The sequence below is a fragment of the Paenibacillus sp. B1-35 genome (assembly GCF_050474385.1).
Taxonomy (GTDB): domain Bacteria; phylum Bacillota; class Bacilli; order Paenibacillales; family Paenibacillaceae; genus Paenibacillus_B; species Paenibacillus_B alvei.
Map to the genome: position 1 here is coordinate 1,001,624 of NZ_JBCHVJ010000001.1, position 23,847 is coordinate 1,025,470.

Annotated in this window: 2 protein-coding genes (1 of these 2 running past the window's edge); both read right to left on the reverse strand. The window is 52.0% G+C overall.

All coding sequences use genetic code 11. The features are described 5' to 3' along the window. Positions 1-18,057, reverse strand: a complete 18,057-nt coding sequence (locus ACQ5BJ_RS04410) for a non-ribosomal peptide synthase/polyketide synthase (protein WP_430113384.1) — start codon at positions 18,055-18,057, stop codon at positions 1-3. Further along, a protein-coding gene (locus ACQ5BJ_RS04415; RefSeq protein ID WP_430108781.1) for an amino acid adenylation domain-containing protein crosses the window boundary here: on the reverse strand, positions 18,058-23,847 show its end. The gene runs 6,750 nt beyond the window's last position; 5,790 of the gene's 12,540 nt are visible here — the last part of the coding sequence; its start codon lies off the right edge, out of view; it ends in the stop codon at positions 18,058-18,060. It abuts the gene before it with no gap.

Sequence of the window (23,847 nt, forward strand, 5' to 3'; positions counted from 1 at the left end):
TTAGTTAAGGAACGAGTGAAGCATATGGTGCGCTACGGCCTCCACATACGGCAAATCCATCATTGTGTGATGCTCACCTTCAACATAATAGACATCTACACCATGCTTTGCCAGCGAGTTCCAACCCATTGTTTCCTCCTGATATACTGCACTTTCGTCATGTATACGAATCAACGTCAATCGGCCATTATACATCTCAGGCTTGTAAGCTGTAGTCGCTATCGAATTATCACGGTATACTTGGAGCAAAGTTCTAACATGTTCCACTGTCATATCCTCAGCAGCGATTTTACGCTTCTTCGCCTCAGCCAACAACTCATCTAGCTGCCTATTCGGTTCAACCTGCTGCAGTTCGCCTAATGGAAGGTCGATAAGTTTGGACCACAGCTCTGCATCGCTGAGTGCCATATCCTCATCCTCATCGGCATATTTAGCCGGAGTATCCAGTAAAACAAGATCAGAGATCACTTCTCCCTGCTGCACAAGCTGACGAGCCATCTCGAAAGCAATCGTTCCGCCAATGGACCAGCCGCCAAGCCGATAAGGTCCATGTGGCAGTACAGAACGAAGCTCAGTGATGTAATCGGCTGCCATATCCTCGATAAGTCCTGTTCTTTCCCCGTTTAATGCCCGAGACTGGAAGGCATAAAATGGCTGATCGCTCCCCAGATGCTTGGACAGCGTCGTATAGCTAAGCACGAGGCCACCCGCCGGATGGACGAAGAAGATTGGAATCTGCGTCCCCTTCGGCTGTAGCGTGACAAGTGTCGAGAACGGTGCTTGCGTATCGCTGTATAAAATTTCCTTGGCCAATTCGGCGGTTGTCCCTTTTTCAAGAACAATACTGATCGGAAGCTCGCAGTTGAATTGCTGCTTGATCCGAGCAATGGCTCGAATCGCAAGCAAGGAATGTCCGCCTAGATCGTAGAAATGATCATGGATTCCTACATCACTTACTTGCAGCATGTCCTCAAAAATCTGCTTCAGCTGGAACTCTGTCAAGTTGCGTGGTGCTGCTTGTACCGTGTTCCCTTCAAGGAGATGCTCGTTAGGCATCGGCAACACTCGGCGATCCACCTTGCCATTCGCCGTAAGCGGCAATTCATCCAACAGCACAATCGCAGACGGAATCATATAGGTCGGTAATCGCTCTTTCAGCGCTTGCTGCATATTGGCTATGTCGACATCGGCTTCATTTTCAGCCACAACATAAGCAATGAGGCGCTGCCCGCCCGCTTGATATTCACGGGCAAGTGCAAGTGCGTGTTTCACCCCATCCTGCTGGGCAAGCGCAGATTCCACTTCTTCAAGCTCGATGCGGAAGCCGCGAATTTTCACCTGATAATCGGTGCGACCTAAGTATTCAATATCACCGTTCTGTACATATCTCGCCAGATCTCCTGTCCGGTACAGCCGTTCTCCAGCTGCAAACGGATTCGAGATAAACACAGCATCGGTCAGTTCCGGCTTGTTCCAATATCCACGCGCCAGACCTCTTCCTCCAATGTACAGCTCGCCAGGCACGCCTGTCGGCACGGGCTGCATATGCTTGTCCAGGATGTACACTTGCGTATTGGCAATCGGACGTCCTATTGGAACTTCGCTGTATGTCGGCCCTCCATTCTCATCCGGCACTGGTGCACGGAATGCCGTGCTGATGACTGTCGCTTCCGTTGGGCCGTACGTGTTGTACCACGCCACGCGTCTACCTGCAAGCTGCTGCCATTCCGCGAACCGCTCCGGCGATGGCCGCTCTCCGCCGATGATGACCGTGCGAATGCTGCTCGGCAGCGGAGCTCGTCCTGCTGCCAGCTCACTTACCCACTCATGCCAATATGCTGTCGGCAGGTTGAGCACACTGAGCTGCTCTCTTTCGATAAGCTCTGTGAAGCCAGATATGCTGAGCAGGCGCTCCTCCGGCATGACTAATGCTGCGCCGCACAGCCATGTCGGGAACAACTCTTCAATTGCAGCATCGAAGCTAATGGTCGCGAATTGAAGCACACGGTCTGCTTCGGTCAGCTCGTACAGCGATACCGCACTGTGATTGTGGTTCACCATGGCAGCGTGCGTAACGATGACGCCTTTCGGCTGTCCGGTTGAACCTGATGTGTAAATCACATACGCCGCGTTCTCTTCGCCTACTCCGCTTATAACTGCATCCGCCGACTCCTTCGCAATTGCCTCCCAATCGGCATCCAGCCGCACGATCGTCGCCTCATGCTGCGGCAACTGCCGAATGAGGCGCTCTTGTGTCAGCAGCAGCGGCATGCACGCATCTTCGATCATATACGCAATCCGCTCTGTCGGATATGCGGCATCAATCGGGACATAGGCAGCGCCGGACTTCAAGATGCCTAAGATGCCGACCGCCAGCTCTGCAGAACGCTCTGCACAGATGCCGACCAATACTTCTGGGCCTGCGCCCAGCTTCCGCAAATAATGAGCCAGTCGGTTGGCGCGCTCGTTCAGCTCCCGGTACGTGAGCATGTCTTGTCCAACGACGAGCGCCGTCCGCTCCGGTACAGCGATCGCTTGCGCCTCGATAAGCTGATGCACGCAGCCTGAAGGATACTCTGCCGCTGTCTTGTTCAAGTCCAGCAACAACTGCGATTTCTCATATTCGCTAAGCATTGGTAAGTGTACGGCCATTTCAGTTGGACCATCTGCCATGCCCTGAAGCAAGTTGCGCAGATGCTCCAGCATACGACGAACATCGGCACTGCTGAATCGAGTTGTATCGTAGCCGATGTGCAGCCCCAACGACTCACCAGGCAGAACAGACAACGTAATTGGATAATTCGTCCGTTCGAAGGAATGCACCCCAAGCAATTCTACGCCTTCGGAAGCCGTTGTCTCTTCCGCAACTGCGTCTTCCACTGCTGCGGCTGCCTCCGGAACCGTGACCTGTATCGGGTAATTCTCATACACGATAATGCTGTCGAACAGCGGCGTTCCATGCGGCACTTCACTCCATGATTGGATCTGCGTCAAAGCCGTATATTCATACTGCTGCTTCTCTGCTTGCTGCTCTTGCAAGTGCAACAGCCATGCCAATACATCCATATCTGTCCGAACTTGAACACGAACCGGCAGCGTATTGATGAACAATCCAACGATAGATTCCACACCAGCTAAATCTGCAGGTCTGCCAGCAACAGTTGCCCCGAACAGCACATCGGTGTCTCCACTGTAGCGGCTAAGCATCAACCCCCATGCTGCTTGCACCATAGTGCTGAGTGTTAGCTGGTGGTTTCGCGCGAATGATTGCAGCTGGCTGGTCAGCTCTGTCCCAATCTCCAGCTCCAGTTCGTTATAGTCCATATCAGTTGTCGGCACTAAATCCGGTTGCTGCAGACGAATCTCAGTTGGTGCTGCAATACCTGCCAAGTACTCACGCCAGAATGTTTCTGCTGCCTGCTGATCCTGCTTCTGCATCCATGCGATGTAATCGCGATAAGATCTCGTCGGTTCAAGCTGTATTGGTGTCCCCATGGCATATGCATAATAAAGAGCGAAAAATTCCTGTATGACAATCGGGTTGCTCCACCCATCAAGCAGCATATGATGGAACGTCCATATCAACTGAACCTTATCATTCGCTAGATGAATAATTGTAAAGCGCATAATCGGCGCTTCATGGAACTGGAAGCCTCTTTGGCGATCTTCTTCCAGGAGGCTCTTCATCATATGCTTCTGCTGCTCTGCCGCAATGGAACGCCAGTCTAGCTGCTGAATTGGCAGCGGCACATCATCAAGAACTGCTTGTAGTGGCTGTTCGAAGCCTTCCAAACATATACGAGTTCGCAATATCGAATGCCGATTCACCAAGTCACGCCAAGCCTGTTCAAATGCGTCCACGCTGAACTTTCCGCCCAGCATAAACCCTGTCTGCTCACAGTACATTCCGGAACGCGGATCAGCAAGCGAGTGGAACAACATCCCCTCCTGCATCGGACTAAGCGGATACAGATCACGAATGTTCGGCGCAGCAGCGTACAGATGATCTAGCTGCGCTTGTGAAGCTGAGACGAGCGGGAAGTCCGACAACGTCCATCCTCCTGCTTCCGGCTGCTTGCAATGCTCAATGATTTCTCTAATAGCATTCAAATAAGAAGCTGCAAGGTGCTCAATAGTAGCGGAATGATGCAACTGTCGGCTATAAGTCCAACTCATAACCAGTTGCTTGCCGCTAATGAGCCCATTGATTTCGATCAAATGATCACGCGGAGCTTCGGGGCTAACTGGCATGCCATAAGATTCTGGGGCAATGCCGATTACTAGCTCTGTGTCTTCTGCAGCCTGATCCATCTGGCCCAAATAGTTGAACAATATGTCTGGTTCAGTCGCTTGCCGCATCATGTCAGACGCTGCGATGTCAGAGGCTATATAACGTAATAACCCGTATCTGACTCCTTTTTGCGGGATACTGCGAAGCTGTTCCTTGATCGCCTTAATATCTTCCTGAACCGTTCCGCTGGCACTTAACTCTAGCAGCAGCGGATGGACTGCTGTGAACCAGCCAACAGTACGTGATAGATCAACGTCTTCGAACAACTCTTCTCTTCCATGCTCCTCAACATCCACCACAACCGTTCTGTTATCTGTCCAGGCTGCGATTGTCCGGGCTAATGCCGCCAACAGGATGTCATTCATTCGCGTGCGATATACAGAAGGAACATCCTGTAGCAAGGCTCGCGTCGTTTCAGCATCCAGCACAGTCGTTATCGTTTCGGACGATGCATACGTATTGACTTGGTTAACGGTGTCGGCTGATACAATGACATCGGTTGGCAGAGGCTGCGCATGCAGGCGCTTTGGCTGCATCCAGTATGCTCGCTCATCCTTCACTTCATCAGAATCAGCATACGCATGCAATCGTTCTGCCCACGCCTTGAACGATGTTGTTTTCGCTGGAAGCTGAGCTGGCATGCGTTGCACGAGCTGCTCATACGCAAGCTGCAGGTCCTCGAGAATAATGCGCCAAGATACTCCGTCCACAGCCAGATGATGAATCACGATTAACAGTCTCGCTGGGTGATCCGGTCCAAGCTCGAACAGTGCTGTGCGTATGATAGGACCTTCTGTCAAGTTCAACGTTTGCTGCAAACGATCTGATTCTGCTTCGATATGTTCAATCTGTTCCTGTGCCGACAGTGCAGTCAAATCAACTACAAGTATAGGTGCTTCCGCTTCTCCATCTACGCCAGCGATCCGCTGTTCCCAGCCAGCTTCCGTCAGCGCGAAGCGCAGCCGCAAGACATCATGATGGAGCATCAGATGCGCCACAGCCTCCTGCAGAGCTTCCAAATGAACAGGCTGCTTGATGGTCAGCAGCATCGCTTGATTCCAATGATGACGATTCTCCATTGGCTGTTCGAAGAACCAACGCTGAATCGGTGTCAGTGGTACGAACCCAGTTACCGGTCCATCGTCCACCAGCATCGGAAGAGCCTGCTTAGCCACCGCAGCCAATTCTGCCACTGTCTGATTCTCAAACAGTTGCTTAGGTGTCAGCTTCAGACCTGCCTGACCAGCCCGCGACACAATCTGAATGCTTAGAATAGAGTCCCCGCCCATTTCAAAGAAGTTATCATGAACGCCTATACGCTCGGTTCCAAGCACTTGCGCCCACACCTTGCTCAGAACCCGCTCTGTCTCATTGCGCGGAGCAGCATATTCGCGGATCTTCTGCCAAGCGTTCAGATCAGGCGCAGGCAGCGCTTTGCGATCCAGTTTTCCGTTCGCTGTAAGCGGCAGTTGATCCAACAGTACGATCGCAGACGGGATCATGTATGCCGGTAGCCGTTCCTTCAACGCTTGTTGTAATTGGGATACGGACACATCTGCTGCATTCTCCATAACTGCATATGCGACAAGCCGCTTCTCACCTTGTTGATCTTCGCGGGCAAGTGCAAGTGCGTGTTTCACCCCATCCTGCTGGGCAAGCGCAGATTCCACTTCTTCAAGCTCGATGCGGAAGCCGCGAATTTTCACCTGATAATCGGTGCGACCTAAGTATTCAATATCACCGTTCTGTACATATCTTGCCAGATCTCCTGTCCGGTACAGCCGTTCTCCAGCTGCAAACGGATTCGAGATAAACACGGCATCGGTCAGTTCCGGCTTGTTCCAATATCCACGCGCCAGACCTCTTCCTCCAATGTACAGCTCGCCAGGCACGCCTGTCGGCACGGGCTGCATATGCTTGTCCAGGATGTACACTTGCGTATTGGCAATCGGACGTCCTATTGGAACTTCGCTGTATGTCGGCCCTCCATTCTCATCCGGCACTGGTGCACGGAATGCCGTGCTGATGACTGTCGCTTCCGTTGGGCCGTACGTGTTGTACCACGCCACGCGTCTACCTGCAAGCTGCTGCCATTCCGCGAACCGCTCCGGCGATGGCCGCTCTCCGCCGATGATGACCGTGCGAATGCTGCTCGGCAGCGGAGCCCGCCCTGCTGCCAGCTCATTTACCCACTCATGCCAATATGCTGTCGGCAGGTTGAGCACACTGAGCCGCTCTCTTTCAATAAGCTCCGTGAAGCCGGATATGCTGAGCAGGCGCTCCTCCGGCATGACTAATGCTGCGCCGCACAGCCATGTCGGGAACAACTCTTCAATTGCAGCATCGAAGCTAATGGTCGCGAATTGAAGCACACGGTCTGCTTCGGTCAGCTCGTACAGCGATACCGCACTGTGATTGTGGTTCACCATGGCAGCGTGCGTAACGATGACGCCTTTCGGCTGTCCGGTTGAACCTGATGTGTAAATCACATACGCCGCGTTCTCTTCGCCTACTCCGCTTATAACTGCATCCGCCGACTCCTTCGCAATTGCCTCCCAATCGGCATCCAGCCGCACGATCGTCGCCTCATGCTGCGGCAACTGCCGAATGAGGCGCTCTTGTGTCAGCAGCAGCGGCATGCACGCATCTTCGATCATATACGCAATTCGCTCTGCCGGATATGCGGCATCAATCGGGACATAGGCAGCGCCGGACTTCAAGATGCCTAAGATGCCGACCGCCAGCTCTGTAGAACGCTCCGCACAGATGCCGACCAATACTTCTGGTCCTGCGCCCAGCTTCCGCAAATAATGAGCCAGTCGGTTGGCGCGCTCGTTCAGCTCCCCGTATGTGAGCATGTCTTGTCCAACGACGAGCGCCGTCCGCTCTGGTGCAGCGAGCGCCTGTGCTTCGATGAGCTGATGCACACAGCCTGACGGGTACTCTGCCATCGTCTCATTCCAGTTCAGCAGCAACTGGTCTCCCTCGGCATCTCCAAGCATCGGCACTTCTACAACCAGCCCATCTGGATGAGATGCGATGCCCTGCAGAAGATTGCGCAAGTGCAGCAGCATCCGCTCCATGTCGGTGGAAGAATATCGAGTCGTATCGTAACCAATCTGCAGCTCCAGCGCATCCCCAGGCACAGCAGTCAATGTAATCGGATAGTTCGTTCGTTCGAAAGACTGTACACCAAGCAGCTGCACGCCTCCAGTCTCGTTAGCTGTGACAGCTTTCTGATTTTCTTTTACATCAGCTAAATCAATCTCTGCTGGATGTCCTGCTTCATCCCCTGCACGAACTATTCTGTCGTTTTTATCTATAGCAGACCTATCCATGCTTCCCGGCTCCGATATCGTAACTTGAATCGGATAGTTCTCATATACGATAATGCTGTCGAACAGCGGTGTTCCTTGCGGCATATCACTCCACGACTGAATCTGACTAAGTGCCGCATATTCGTACTGCTGCTTGTCCGTCTGCCAAGTTTGCAGGTCGCGCAGCCAGGATATGACGTCCATATGAGCCGATATCTTCGTTCTTACAGGCAGTGTGTTGATGAACAAGCCGACGATTGTCTCAACGCCCTCCAGCTCAGCAGGCCGTCCTGCGACAGTTGCTCCGAACAGCACATCGGATTCTCCGCTATAACGGCTTAGCAGCAGCCCCCATGCACCTTGTACAATCGTACTGAGCGTCAACTGATGCATGCGCGCCAAGCTGTTCAGCGATGCAGTCAATGGCTCATCTACATGCAGAACAACCTCTGCAAAGCCAGATGATTCAACAGCTGTTGGTCGATCCAGCGGCAATTGTATAGGCGCCTCGATACCGGACAAATAGGTTGTCCAGAACGATTCCGCCGCCACTTGATCCTGTTCATGCAGCCAATACATATAATCCCTGTAGGAGCGAACCGCCTCCAATTGAATTTCCGTGCCTGTCACAATGGACTCATACAGAGCGAAGCACTCCTGAACGACAATCGGGTTGCTCCATCCGTCGAGCAGCAGATGGTGGAACGTCCATACGAATTTGACTGTATTGGCATCTAAGTGAATAATGGCCATACGCATAATTGGTGCCCGAGTAAAGTCAAAGCCAGTTCGGCGATCTTCCTCTAAAAATAATTGCAGCTTGCGCTCCTGTTCATGTGCAGACAGCATGCTCCAATCCAGCTCATTGAACGGAACAGAAACGTCATCGACCAATATCTGCACCGGATGATCTAGCCCCTCCCACTCAATGCGAGTACGAAGCACTGCGTGCCGCTCCATAACCTGTTGCCACGCCTGCGCGAACGCCATTGCCTGGAATCTGCCTTGCAGCGTGAAAGTGTTCTGCTCGCAATACATTCCTGAATGCGGCTCCGCGAGGGAGTGGAATAACATTCCCGCTTGCATCGGAGTCAGCGGATACAGATCACGGATGTGTTGATCCTTCGCATACAATTGATCAAGCTGTACTTGCGGCAGCTTGGCCAACGGGAAGTCAGACGGTGTAATTCCGCCTGCCTGAGGTTGACGGCAATGATCGATAATAGTATGAAGAGCAGACAAGAACAGCTCCGACAGTTGTTCAATCGTTTCAGCACGGAAAAGATGTTCACTGTACATGAAGCCAAGATGAAATTCGCCATTCGTAACCATTCCAGCAATGTCCAGCAGATAGCGTCTAAGCCCATGCGAACTGCTGTCAAGTGCCGTTTCCTCATATGCGCTCGCCAACAGCGTATCAGCGGCAACGCCTTGATCGATCTGTCCCAAATAATTGAACATAATCAGCGAATCTGGACGCGAGTCCATTAACTCGCGAACTTCTTCATCTTCATTAACATAGCGCAGCAGACCGTATCCAAGCCCCCGCTGTGGAATATTCCGCATGAACTCTTTAACACGCTTGAGTGTGAACTCGACACTCTCTGCTGCAAACACTTCAAGTCGAACCGGGAAGACCGAGGTGAACCAGCCAACTGTACGTGACAAGTCGAACTCTTCGAATATATCTTCTCGACCATGACCTTCCATATCAATTTGCAGTGTCATTTGCCCTGACCACTTATTGAAGGCAAGGAGCAATGCAGTCAGCAGTACATCATTAATCTGAGTACGATAAGCAAGCGGCACCTCCTGCAGCAATGCCTTCGTCTCCTCTGCAGATAGAGAAATATTGACAGTACGAGTCGAGCTAACTGTATTCAGCTTGCGTGCAGCTTCAACATGATCGATCTCCTTCATGAACGGCATATGCAGCTCTGTGCCGTCATTATGACTCGACCAATAATACAGCTCGCGTTTAACTGCTTCAGATTGCGCATACTCCTTCATGCGGGCTGCAAATTGGCGGTATGACGTCGTTTTGGGCGGGAGCTGAACGGGTTCATTTTGAAGTAACTGCGCATAAGCCGTCTCCAGATCTTCCATCACAATCCGCCATGACACTGCATCTACTGCTAGATGGTGAATGACGATGAACAGTCTAGCAGCATCGTGTTCACCGCAATCAAACAGAGCTGCCCGTATAATCGGCCCAGCTGTCAGATCGAGACTGGATTGCAGCCGTGCGGTCTCTGCTTGGATGGCAGTCAGTCTGCGATCTTCTGAGCAATTCGACAGATCTACCCACTCTAATGGCATATCAGAGCCAACAGGAGCAGACACCTGCTTCCAACCGTCACCCACTGGAATAAAGCGAAGCCGCAGCGCATCATGCTGCTTCAGCAAATGAGCTATCGCCTGCTCTATGGCGTGACGATTTACCGGAGGACGCACGGACAACAGCATCGATTGATTCCAGTGATGCCGATCGATCATTTCTTTGTCGAAGAACCAACGCTGAATTGGCGTCAATTCAACTTCTCCCGTTACTTCCACTTGCTCTGCCACCACTACTTTTTCCTTAGCTACTGCCGCCAATTGTGCAATTGTCGGGTTGTGGAATACAAGCTTAGGTGTCAGATGCACTCCTGCTTGACGTGCACGCGATACAATCTGCATACTGAGAATCGAGTCCCCGCCCAATTCGAAATAATTGTCATGTATGCTTACCTGCTTCACACCCAATACGTCTGCCCATACTTGAGCCAGCGTTCTCTCTATCGCATTGCGTGGCGGAGCATAAGGCTTGCCGGATACGAGGCGCGCATCCTGCGGAGCAGGCAAAGCTTTGCGATCCAGCTTGCCATTAGGCGACAGCGGCATCGCCTTCAAGAACGTATACGATGCTGGAACCATATAATCAGGCAATATTTCCAGCAGGTAGCTGCTGAGCTGCGCAGCCTGCACTTCTTTAGCTTCTTCTGCGACGACATAAGCAACGAGACGTTTATGCCCAGGGGTATCTTCCCGTGTTACGACGGCCGCTTCCTTAATATTCGGATGAGCCGTAAGCACACTTTCAATTTCCCCAAGCTCAATGCGGAACCCGCGAATTTTAACCTGATGGTCGATACGCCCCATATATTCGATCACACCGTCCGGCATATATCGTGCCAGATCTCCTGTCTTATATAGACGGGATTGCATCGAAGGATCAAATGGATTGCGAATAAACTTCTCTTCCGTCAGCGCCTCGCGATTCCAATAGCCGCGCGCCAGCCCAACGCCGCCGATATGCAGCTCCCCAGGCACCCCGATCGGCACAGGACGAAGCTCCTGATCGAGCAAATAGATCTGAATGTTCGCAATCGGCATCCCGATCGGAACGGTCCGCAATGCCGTATCCCGGCGGCATGTCCAGTGCGTAACATCGATAGCCGCTTCTGTAGGGCCGTACAGATTGTGAAGCTGTGCGTCCAGCTTGGCAAAGAAGCGCTCCTGATAGTCATAGGAAAGTGCTTCCCCACTGCACATAACCTGACGAATCGTAGTGCAATGCTCAACACCTTCTTCTTCCAGGAAGGCCTGCAGCATTGATGGAACGAAGTGCAGTGTCGTAATTCGTTCCTGACGAATAAGATCACGCAGATATGCAGGATCACGGTGTCCTCCAGGTGCAGCAACGACAAGCGTAGCTCCCGTCATTATCGGCCAGAAAAATTCCCATACGGATACATCGAAGCTGAACGGTGTTTTTTGCAGAACACGATCTTCTGATGTAAGCTGATATGCCTCCTGCATCCAGAGGAGCCGGTTGACAACAGCACGATGAATATTGACGACCCCTTTGGGCCTTCCGGTTGAACCTGATGTATAAATGATGTAGCACATGTTGTCAGGAGATACCTTGATGTTCAGCGGTGCATCGCTCTCTGCTGCAATGTACTGCCGCTGCTCATCCATGCATACGGCTTGTCCTGCATATTCAGGGATCCGCTCAAGCAAGTGACGCTGCGTAAGCAGCAGTGGTGCGTTCGTATCCTCGAACATGAACGCAAGCCGATCATGTGGATAATCCGGATCCATCGGCACATATGCGCCGCCAGCCTTCAATATCGCAAGCAGACCAACCACCATATCGATCGAGCGCTCCATACATACTGCCACAGGAACCTCTGGACCGACACCTTTTCGCTGCAAATATCGGGCAAGCCGATTTGCTTCGGCATTCAATTCGGCATATGTCAACACCTGTTCCTCATAACGAAGTGCAGGCAAGGCAGGCGTACGTTCCACCTGCTGCTCGAACAGATGATGAATGCATTGTTCCAGTGGATATGGAGCATCTGTCCGGTTCCATTCTGTAAGCAGAAGCTGGTGCTCTTCTTCGCTCAGCATAGTCAGCACTTGGACAGGCTGCTCTGGATGACTGCACATGCCTTGCAGCAGCACGATTAGATGATTCAACATTCTTGTAATCGCGCCAGCTTCGAACCGCTGCTGGTCATATGTAATGACTAAGTCGAATCCATTATCAGGAACGGCGAGCAAGGTAAGCGGATAATTCGTCTGCTCGAACAGATACATCGAACTAACCGTTAACCCGCCTGCATCACTGCCTTCACTGTTTCCGGCACTGACCGGATAATTTTCGAAAACAAACAAGCTGTCGAACAGCGGCGCTCCTTGGGCGAGCTCACTGCAGTTCTGAATCATCGACAATGGGCTATATTCGTATTCCCGCTGTTCCACCTGCTTCGCCTGCACATCTTGCACCCATGTCAGAATCGTCTCATCGTCTGGCACATGAATCCGAACAGGCAGCGTATTAATGAAAATGCCCATCATCGACTCCACGCCGATCAGATCAGCAGGACGACCCGAAACAGTCGCACCGAACACGACATCCTCCTCGCCACTGTATCTTCTCAGCAAGAGTGCCCATGCACTTTGCACCAGCGTATTGGGTGTTACTTGGTGCTGCCGAGTGAAGGCCTGTATATTGTCGTTCAATGCAGCAGGCAATGTGATCTTGATGCTGCTGAACTCTCCCTGGGACTCAGTATTAGCCGGAAGCAAGCGGTCTACTGTCAAAGGCGTAGGCGCATGAATGCCGTACAAGGAATCGCGCCAGTACTGCTTCGCCCGCTCCATATCTTGCTGCTGCAGCCAGCCAATGTAGTCTCGATACGGTCGAACCGGCTCGAATACGAGCTCCACAGGCTGCTCTCCCGAGCGGACAACTGCCTCATATACTTGCAGCACTTCTGCAATCAAAGCATTCATACTCCATCCGTCGAGCAACAGATGGTGATAGCTCCATAAGAACAGCGAACTCTCATCAGTGAGACGAATCATCGTAATGCGCATTAACGGCGCCTCCGTCAGCTTGAAGCCTCTTATTCGATCCTCACGCAAGAATGCTTCTGTCTTCGCCTCGCGCTCCGCCTCTGTCCATGTCCGCCAATCGTAATATTCGACCGGAACAGTTACATGGTTGTACACAACTTGATGCGGTTCATTCAGTTCCTCCCAGTAAAAAGCGGTACGTAAAATGGAATGCCGTTCGACAACCCGATTCCATGCCTGCTCCATCGCCGCCGGATGGAAGTCTCCCTGCAGTATCCAGCTCATTTGTTCAAAATATGCGTGTGAATCCGGTGTGAACGCTGCGTGGAACAACATGCCTTGCTGCATTGGAGATAATGTATAGATATCCTCGACACCTTGACCAGTGCCGGCCAGCTGATCGAGCTGCTCTTGCGTCAAGCGTGCAAGCGGAAAATCAGACGGTGTAACTCCGCGTGATTCCGGCAAACGGCAATGTGCAATAATAGCGCGTAGTTGTTCCATGTACAGCACGGCAAGCTGTTCTATACTTTCACTCAAGTACAGGTTCTCACTATATGTCCACGTCAGCCGCAGCGAGCCTCCTGCAACAAGTCCGGTAATATCAAGCAGATGGGCCCTTTTCTCTTGCAGACTCTGTTCAGATCCAGTACGTTCAGGAGCTTGTCCGAATAGACCGTCCTCCCCGCTGCTCAGCACTTGATCGAATTGTCCCAAGTAGTTGAAGCTGACCTGCGGTTTCGGCAGCGCTTCGAGCATTTGTGCCTGCTCCTTGCTGCCCATATACCGAAGCATACCGTATCCGATCCCATTATTCGGCACCTGACGCAACTGCTCCTTCACCGACTTCAGCTCGGCACCGAGCTCTCTTTTGCTGCTTCGCTCCAGAAGCACAGGATACATCGAAGTAAACCAGCCTACCGTCCGTGACAAGTCAACCTCATCAAACAGCTCTTCGCGTCCATGCCCTTCCATATGAAGCAGCAGCTTGTCATGCCCTGACCAATCTGATATGGCAAGCAGCAGCGCAGTAAGCAGGACATCATTAATATGAGTCCGGTACGCATGCGGAACGTCCTGCAGCAGCATCTGTGTCTCTTCAGGCGGAAGCTCCACCATAATATCCTGTGTCGTCGCATTCATGTTCTCGCCATGTATGAAGTCGACAGGCAGTGATGGGATGTGTTTGCGTTTCTCATCCAGCCAGTAGTCCGCCTCTATTAGCACCTTATCTGAGGTTGCATATTCGGCCAGCTTTTTCGCCCAGTCACGGAATGCGGTAGTCTTCGCTGGAAGTCTAATCGACTCACCTGCTGCTACATTTTGGCCAATTCGATATAAATCCTCCATCAGAATTCGCCAAGAGACACCGTCCACGCCGAGATGATGGATGACGATGAGCAAGCGGCCTGCTTGGTCTGCGCCCAAGTTGAAATAGACAGCCTGCAGCAGTACACCTGCATTTAGATCGAGACTTTGCTGTGCTTCCGCTGCGATGCGCTCGATCATAGCTGTCTGCTCTTCTGCACGCAATCCACTTACATCTACGCAAGTAAATGGAACTTCTTCGGTAACGCCCGCATTATATTGCTCCCAACCTGCATCTCCAGCTGTATATTGCAGGCGCAAAGCATCATGATGATGGATTAGCTGCCGAACAACTTCACGCAGCATCTGTTGCTGGACGGATGGATGAACAATAAACATCATGGACTGATTGAAATGATGGTGCGCTTGCATCGGTTGGGCAAAAAACCAGCGCTGAATTGGCGTAAGCGGTACTTCTCCGGTTACGATGCCCTGCTCTGCCTCCACGCCTGCCCCTTCACGAATTTCTGCAGCCAAATCGGCAATTGTCTGATGCTGGAACAGCATCTTAGGTGTAAGCTGCAATCCACTCTGCCGAGCACGGCTGACAATCTGGATGCTCAAGATCGAGTCTCCGCCCAATTCGAAGAAATTGTCGTGGATGCCCACCTGCTCTACGCCAAGCACATCTGCCCATATGGCAGCAAGCTGCGCCTCTTTGGCTGTGCGCGGCGCCACATAAGCTTGCGTCTCCACTGTAAACTCTGGTTCAGGAAGCGCCTTGCGATCCACCTTGCCATTCGGGGTAATTGGCAGTTGCTCCAACATGACGAAGGCGGCTGGAACCATATATTCAGGCAATTTCGTACGCAAGTAAGTACGAAGCTCTGCTGTGAATGCACTGTGTGCATCGTGTTCTTCCGACACTACATACGCAACCAGTCTCCGATCGCCTGAACGTACCTCTTTCACAAGCGCGACCGCCTCTTTAACTGCAGCATGCTCCGTTATCGCTTTTTCTACTTCACCCAGCTCGATTCGGTAGCCGCGAACTTTCACTTGATCATCTGCACGCCCGATAAATTCAATCGCACCAGCTGCGTTATACCGTGCCAAGTCGCCCGTGCGGTAGAGCAAGCGTTCAGGCTGGAACGGACTTGGAACGAACTTCTCGGCGGTAAGCTTCGGTTGGTGCAAATATCCGCGTGCCAATCCGCTGCCACCAACGTAGATTTCACCTGCAACGCCATCAGGAACAATCTGCATATGCTCATCCAGCAAATAAATTTCTGTATTGGCTATTGGATGGCCAATGGAAGGAAGATGAAGCTGACCCCCGTTCGCAGTTACAGTCGGAACGTGACCTGCAATGGCAACGACTGTCGACTCTGTAGGTCCATAATGGTTCACAAGCTGAAATGGCAGGTTGTCTGCCGGAAATAAGCGCAGTCGGTCTCCACCAGTCAACAAATACCGCAGTGCGCACGGTGCAGGCCAATCTAACGAAATAACCGCTTCGGCCATCGGAGTCGGTAAAAAGCTGAGCGTAATTCCGCTTTGCACCATCCAGTCACGCAGTCCAATTGGATCGGTTCGCAGCTCCTCGTGCGGAATGTAGATGGAAGCTCCCGCTGCTAATGTCGGCCATAACTCCCATACAGAAGCATCGAATGCAGGCCCTGCGAACAATGTCGCCCGATCCGCCGCGGTCATCGCATATTCGTGTATATGCCATTGCACCAAATTCATTAGACCAGCATGCTCGATCTGAACGCCTTTCGGTTTCCCTGTCGAACCGGACGTATAAATAACATAGGCCAGTTGGCTTGGAGAGGTGCATAAATCAGGCGGAACTTCGCCTTCCTCTTCGGCATACGCGGCTATATCATCGATCCATACAATTGTTGCATCTGAATGCTGCGGAAGATGAGTTTGTAATGATTTCTCTGCTATCAACACTGGAATTCGAGCGTCTTCCATCATGTAGGCGATCCGCTCCCGAGGATAGTTCGGGTCAATAGGCAAATAAGCACCGCCTGCTTTCATAATGGCTACTATAGCAATAACTTGTGCCGCCGACCGATGGACCAACACTCCAGCAATTGTCTCCGTACCTATGCCGAGCTTGCGCACATGATGGGCAAGCTGGTTCGCACGACGATTTAATTCACGATAAGTCAATGTAATCTGTCCGTCTACGACAGCGATCGCATTAGGTGTCAGTTCAGCATGAGCGGCTATTCGTTCGTGCAGACTTATCAAGCTTGCATCGCCCACCGCGCTAGTCTGATTGCGTGCAACGAGCAGTTCATGAACTTCTGCATCATCCAGCAGCGGCAATGTCCCGATTGGGCTGTCCGGATTGGCCGCAATCCCTGCGAGCAGATTGTTCAGATGACGCAGCATGCGCAGCACGGTACTCTCATGGAAAAGATCAGTATTATACTCCATCTGTGCTACTACACCGTTGTCCCCTGTATCAAAAATCATCAGCGTAATGTCAAACTTGGCGCTCCGGCTATCAAATGTATATGGTTCGACGACAAGCCCACTAGTCCCTACACTGGAGCGGTCTGAGACCTGTGCCTCATCCATCGTGAACATCACTTGGAACAGCGGTGCATGACTGACAGAGCGCTCCGGCTGCAGCGCATTGACCAATCGTTCAAACGACAAATCCTGATTGGAATACGCCTCCAAAGCTGTCCTTCTCACCTGCTTAAGCATCTGGCGGTACGTCGGGCTTCCGGATAAATCGCCACGCATAACGAGCGTGTTGACAAAGAAGCCAATTAATCCTTCTACTTCCGACATGCCCCGATTCGCAATCGGTGTGCCGACAGATAGATCATGCTTGCCCGTATACCGATAAAGGAAGATCTGGAATGCTGCCAGCATCGTCATGAACAGCGAAGCCCCTTCCTTGCGGCTTAATTCCCGCAGCGGCTTAACGATATGCTCACCAATATGTAGTGAACGAATATCCCCGCGGAACGTCTGAACCGCTGGACGCGGACGATCTGTTGGCAGCTCCAACACATGGTCGGCGTCCCCCAGCTTATCTGTCCAATAGTCCAGTTGGTGCTGCAATTCGGTCTCTGTCAACCATTGGCGCTGCCAGATCGCATAATCAACATATTGAATCGGCAGGTCAGGCAGTGGAGAGGATTGCCCTCCCGCATAAGCTTCATACAATAACAGCAGCTCCTGCTGGAACACCGTCAGCGACCAGCCATCGAACACAATATGATGGAAGGTGACAAGCAGGATATGATTGTTATCCCCAACTGTAATAAGCAAGCCGCGCAGCAGCGGCCCTGTTGCCAGATTAAACGGTTTTGCCGCCTCTTCGTTGACGAGGCGCTGCGCTTCTTCTTCCTGGTCCAAGCCCACTTCTGCCTGATCAGACAGATTCACCTGCATCAGCGGGAACTGCCAATCTGCTTCGATAGGTTCAACTACTTGCACAGCACCGTCCGCTCTCTCCATGAAGCGAGTTCGCAATGCCTGATGCCTACGTACAATCTCCGTCAAGCTGCGCTGCAGAGCGGATATGTCAAGCTTGCTTCTAAAGCGAAGCGAGAACGGAATGTTATAATGGCTCATGTTAGGCTCAAGTTGATCCAGCAGCCAGAGGCGTTGCTGTGCATAAGAGAGCACAGAACCATGCGGATCAATCGGCTGCGGAGTAGGAGACGGCCTTATGGCCGCCTTCCTCTCTGCTAATTTTTTGACAAGCATCTGACGTTGTTCGGGAGTTAATGAGGCCAACCGTGTGTTCATATCGCTCATCTATTCATTCTCCTTGTCCGCCGCTTGCTCTGCCAACATTTGAAGCAGCTCCTCTTCGGAAATTCCATCCAACTCCTTGAGAAGCTCGTCTAGCATAGCAGTGCCGGCTTGTTCTTCCTGTGCTTGCTGAATTGTCGCAACAAGTGATGCTACTGTAGGCGATTCGAATAATGCTGCCAGTGGAACCTCGACCTGAAAGGCATCGCGTATTCGCGAAATCAAACGAGTGGCAAGCAAGGAATGACCGCCCAATTCAAAGAAATTGTCTTCAATTCCGACCCGCTCGATGCCCATTACTTCTGCCCAGATTGCCGATAATTTCTCCTCCGTCGGATTGCGCGGTGCTACATAGCTTCGCTTCAAATCAAGGTGAGAAATCTCGGGAGCCGGAAGTGCTTTGCGGTCTACTTTGCCGTTGCTGGTGAGCGGGAATGCATCCATGAGCACAAATGCCGCTGGAATCATATAGTCGGGCAGTCTGTTAGCGAGATGGGCTCTAAGACTGGCTACTGTGATGTCTGTATCCTCGGTAGTCAGATAGGCGACTAACCGCTTGTCTTCCTCTCCGTCTTGACGAGCCATTACCGTTACTTCACGTACGGAGGGATATTGAGCCAACACGGACTCAATCTCACCCAGCTCAATACGGAAACCGCGAATTTTAACCTGCTCATCGGCGCGCCCTACATATTCAAGCTCTCCATTTGCCTTCCAGCAAGCCAAGTCCCCACTCTTGTACATGCGCGCCTCCGTTTGTTGGCTGAACGGATTCGGAATGAATCTTTCTGCGGTTAATTCGGCTCGGTTCAGATAACCTCGCGTCACACCAGCTCCAGCAATATACATCTCCCCTGTCACACCAACAGGCACAGGCTGCAGTGCACTGTCCAGCACATAAATGTGCAAATCGGGAATCGGCTTGCCGATCAGGCTTCCACTTGCTTCGTACACATCCTTCATCGTAATCGGTCGATAGGTGACATGGACCGTCGTCTCGGTAATGCCATACATGTTGACTAACGTCGGATAGTCCTCTCCATGGCGCTCGAACCAAGGGCTAAGTGCAGGCAGATCCAATGCCTCACCGCCAAATATGACATAACGAAGCGCTAAGTCCGCAATTCCCATTCGCTCCTCTGCACGAATCAGCTGTTGGAAAGCGGATGGCGTCTGATTCAGCACCGTAACCTGTTCCGCTGCAAGCAATTGATAAAACTCATCCGTTGCACGGCTCGTGTAATAGGAAACAACAACTAATTTTCCACCGTACAGCAGTGCTCCCCACATTTCCCAAACTGAGAAATCGAAGGCATACGAGTGGAACAACGTCCATACATCCTGTTCATGGAAACCGTACCAAGCCTCTGTTGAAGTAAACAACCGCACGACATGCTCATGGCATACGGCAACCCCTTTTGGCTTGCCGGTTGAGCCTGAGGTGTAAATAACATAAGCAAGATTGTCTGGAGCAGCCGTTGTGCCCAAGTTGTCACCACTCTCCAGCGCAAGCTCGTCCTGTATCGCATCCAGACAGATCATCCGTACTCCAACTATTGGCAATGAATCTTGGTGCTGTGCTTGTGTCAGCACCAGCGGTGTCTCCGAATCTTCCAGCATAAAGCTGAGACGTTCTGCCGGATACACCGGATCAAGCGGCACGTAAGCGGCTCCCGCCTTGAGAATGCCAAGAATGGAAACTATCAGGTTGTGCGATCGCTCCATGCACAAGCCGACCATCGTTTCAGGGCCTGCTCCTTGCTTCTGTAAATAACGAGCGAGACGGTTCGCTTGCTCGTTAAGTTCAGTGTAGGTCAGTGCATGTTTCTCATAAACAACAGCAATGTTGTCTGGTCGTGCTGCGGCCTGCTGCTCGAACCATTCGTGAATGCAGCGAACGTCCGCAGCTGGTATCGAGATCGGTTCTGCAGGCAGCAGTTCATTGCGCTCAGCTTCAGTCAGTATCGGCAGACGAGCTACAGTTTGGCTCCAATCCGCTGCTAGACCGGTTAGCAGTGCAATCAGATGCCCCATCATACGACTGATAGCATCGTCCCCATAACGGGCCGTATCATAAGCAATACGCAAGGACAGCTCTTCCCCTGGGACTGCGGCCACCATCAATGGGTAATTCGTCTGGTCGATTGTCTCAGATGACGTAATGACTACTCCTTCACCTGCTTGCTCAGCTGGCGGCCCAATCGGATAATTCTCGAACACGACAATCGAATCGAATAAGCTGATTCCGCGCGGTACTTCACTCCAACTCTGAATTTTTACTAACGGACAGAATTCATATTCGCGCTGCTCGACCAGCTGATCTTGCAATCTTCTCAGCCAATTCTGAGCTGCTTCATCAGGGTTGACTTGCACGCGCACAGGAAGCGTGTTGATGAATAATCCCACCATCTGCTCTGAGCCTTGAAGATCCGCTGGTCTTCCTGCGACCGTAGAACCGAACACAACATCCGTCTCACCTGTATATCGATACAGCAAAATGGCCCATGCGCCTTGCACGACTGTGTTCAACGTAACATTATGCTGACGCGCCAACTGCTGCAAGCGTTGAGTCACTTCCTTAGAGAGCAGGTGCTCGACATCCTTATTGCCAGCAGCTTCCGCTGTCTGTGAGCGCTCTACAGGTAGCCGTATCGGCGCAGTGAATCCTCTTAACTTGTCTGTCCAGAACTGCTCCGCTTCATGTTCATCTTGCTTGTATAACCAAGCGATATAGTCGCGATACGGTCTTCCGGCAATCAATTCAAGCGGCTGCTTGCTGCAGAGCGCATGATAGATGGTAGCCAGCTCACCGAGTATGATCGGTGTGCTCCAGCCGTCAAGCAGCAGGTGATGGAACGTCCAGATGAATTGGCAGCAATCGTCAGACAATCGGATCATAGCCATGCGCATAAGCGGCGCATTATCCAGAACGAACCCTTTCACCCTATCTTCTCGTAAAAATTCAGCAACCAGAGCGGATTGCTCCTCTGCCCCGTACCCACTCCAATCAAGGTCAGTGAACGGTATCGTGACGCGCGGATAAACGACTTGATGCGGTTCAGATATTCCTTCCCACAGGAAGGCTGTCCGCAGTATCGGGTGCTGATCGCACAGCATCTTCCACGCTTGTTGCCACGCCTGCCGATTCAAACTGCCTTGCAGCGTGAAACTAACCTGCTGAATATAGACGCCGGATGACGGCGCATAGATCGAATGGAACAGCATCCCCTCTTGAGCCGGAGCTAAGCCGTATGCATCCTCAATCTGTTCTGTATTCGTCAGGTGGCGGTCAATCTCTACTTGTGACAGACGGGCAAGCGGGAAGTCAGAAGGCGTAAATTTACCTGCTTCCGCTGATTGGCAGTGTGCGATTAGAGAACGCAGTGACTGCGCGAAATGCACAATCAGTGCATGCATCTCTTCTTCACGGAATAGATTGCTGCTGTAAGATAAAGTCAATTGCAGTTGCCCTTCCACAATGATTCCCGCTACGTCCAGCAGATGGGCGAGCGGATCGGACGGATTCTGAACGACTCCATAATCTTCCGAAGCTGCACCGAATATGCTTGCTGCCTCCTTCTGCAGCTGATGGAACTGTCCCAAATAGTTAAAGCTGATCTCAGGCGTAGGCAGCGATTGCAGCTTGGCTCTCAGTTGTTGATCGTCCGACAGATAACGAAGTACACCATACCCTAATCCGCGCTCTGGGACTTGACGAAGCTGTTCCTTTATGGAGCAGAGTGCTTCACCCAGAGCTGTATCCGGAGCGAGCTCCAAGTACACTGGATATATGGATGTAAACCAGCCAACGGTACGGGATACGTCCACTCCATCCGCAATCTCCTCTCTGCCGTGGCCTTCCATATGGATCAACATCGAAGATTGACCTGTGAATTGGCGCATTGCCAGCATCAGAGCAGTAAGCAGGACATCATTAATCTGTGTGCGATATACTGCCGGCACCTGCTGCAGCAGTGCCTGGGTTTCCTCTTTCGTTAGTGCAGCCGCTTCAGTACGGGACGATGCTGCTGTGTTCAGCGATCTTCGGTCGTTGTCCGTCAGACGAGCATCGACAGGCAGTGAAGCGAACTCCCGCTCCGTCAATGCAAGCCAATACGAGGCCTCCTTGCGTGTCTGTTCCAATTGCGCGTATTGCTGCAGCTGCGCGCTCCATTGCTGGAAGGAAGTTGTCTTCGGCTGCAGCTGTGGCGTAATACCTTGGCACGCCTGTGTGTACGCCTCTTCGAGATCTTCCAGTATAATGCGCCACGACACCGCATCAATGACCAGATGGTGAGTGACAATCAGCAATCGAGACGGCTGATTAGCCCCAAGATTGAATAACACTGCACGCATGAGCGGCCCATGTTCAACATTCAAGCTGCTCTGCACAGTTTCCGCCAATAATGTAATTGCTTCATACTGAGCTGATTCCGAGAGCTGCGACAAATCTTCGGTTGCGAGGATGACCGTTTCGTCCAAGCCAAGATTATTCTGTCTCCAGTCCTGACCTTCCTTCATGAAGCGCATCCGCAATGCATCGTGATGGGCCACAAGCGCTTGTATTGTCAGCTCCAATGCTTGCACATGCACAGGCTGCTGTACAGTCAGTATCATCGCTTGATTCCAGTGATGTCTATGAGCAAGTGGCTGCTCGAAAAACCACTGTTGTATCGGAGTCAACTCTACTTGCCCAGTAACCAGTCCTTGCTCCGCTACCGTACGCTCAGACCATTCGGCAACTTCGCTGAGCTGTGCTACCGTAGGATGTCCGAAGATCATCTTTGGTGTTAAGCGAATGCCTTCGCGTGATGCACGGGACATCACCTGTATGCTCAATATCGAATCCCCGCCGAGCTCGAAGAAGTTGTCATGAATGCCAACCTGCTCAAGACCGAGTACCTCTTCCCATATAGCTGTCAAGCTGCGCTCTACCTCATTGCGCGGCGCGACATATGAGACCGCATTCAACATCTGTTCCCATGCAGGTGCAGGCAGTTGCTTGTGATCTACCTTGCCGTTAGCCGTCAGCGGCAGGGCATCAAGTGTGACGAAAGCCAGCGGCACCATGTAATCAGGGAGCCGTTCCTGCAAGTAGCTGCGGACGGAATGGACTGCTCCGTCATGCTGGTCATCCTGCTGTTTCTGATGCAGCACGATGTATGCAACCAATCGCTTATCACCTGGACGATCCTCACGTACGACGACGGAAGCCTCTCGTACTGCTGCATGCTCCGCAATGGCCGCATGAATTTCACCCAGCTCTATGCGATAGCCGCGTATTTTCACCTGATCGTCATTGCGTCCAAGAAATTCAATATCACCGCTTGGCAAATGTCTGGCAAGATCGCCTGTTCGATACAGCCGTTCTCCTTGTACAAACGGACTGTCGATGAACCGCTCTGCCGTCAGATCGGGACGGTTCATATAACCGCGGGCAAGGCCCTCACCACCAACATACATCTCGCCTGGCACTCCTTGCGGAACCGGACGCAGCTTGCGATCCAATATATATACCCGTATATTGGCGATCGGTCGGCCGATGGATGGAGCACTCTCGATAGGTGACTTGCTGGACTGCGTCGGAACTTGACAAGCCGTGGCAACAACAGTCGATTCCGATGGGCCGTAGTGATTATGCAAGGCAAACGGCAGTGTATCTGGCGGATATTGAGCAAGTCGATCACCACCAGTCAGGATGGCGCGCAGCTTGCATCTATCCGGCCACTCCAGCGTCAGCATCGGCTCAGCGAGCGGCGTCGGAATGAAGGAGAGTGTAATCTCATTTTCGAG

Excerpts from the sequence above, each read along its gene's own strand:
- ACQ5BJ_RS04410 (WP_430113384.1), bottom strand. The coding sequence starts at position 18,057 with ATGAGCGATATGAACACACGGTTGGCCTCATTAACTCCCGAACAACGT.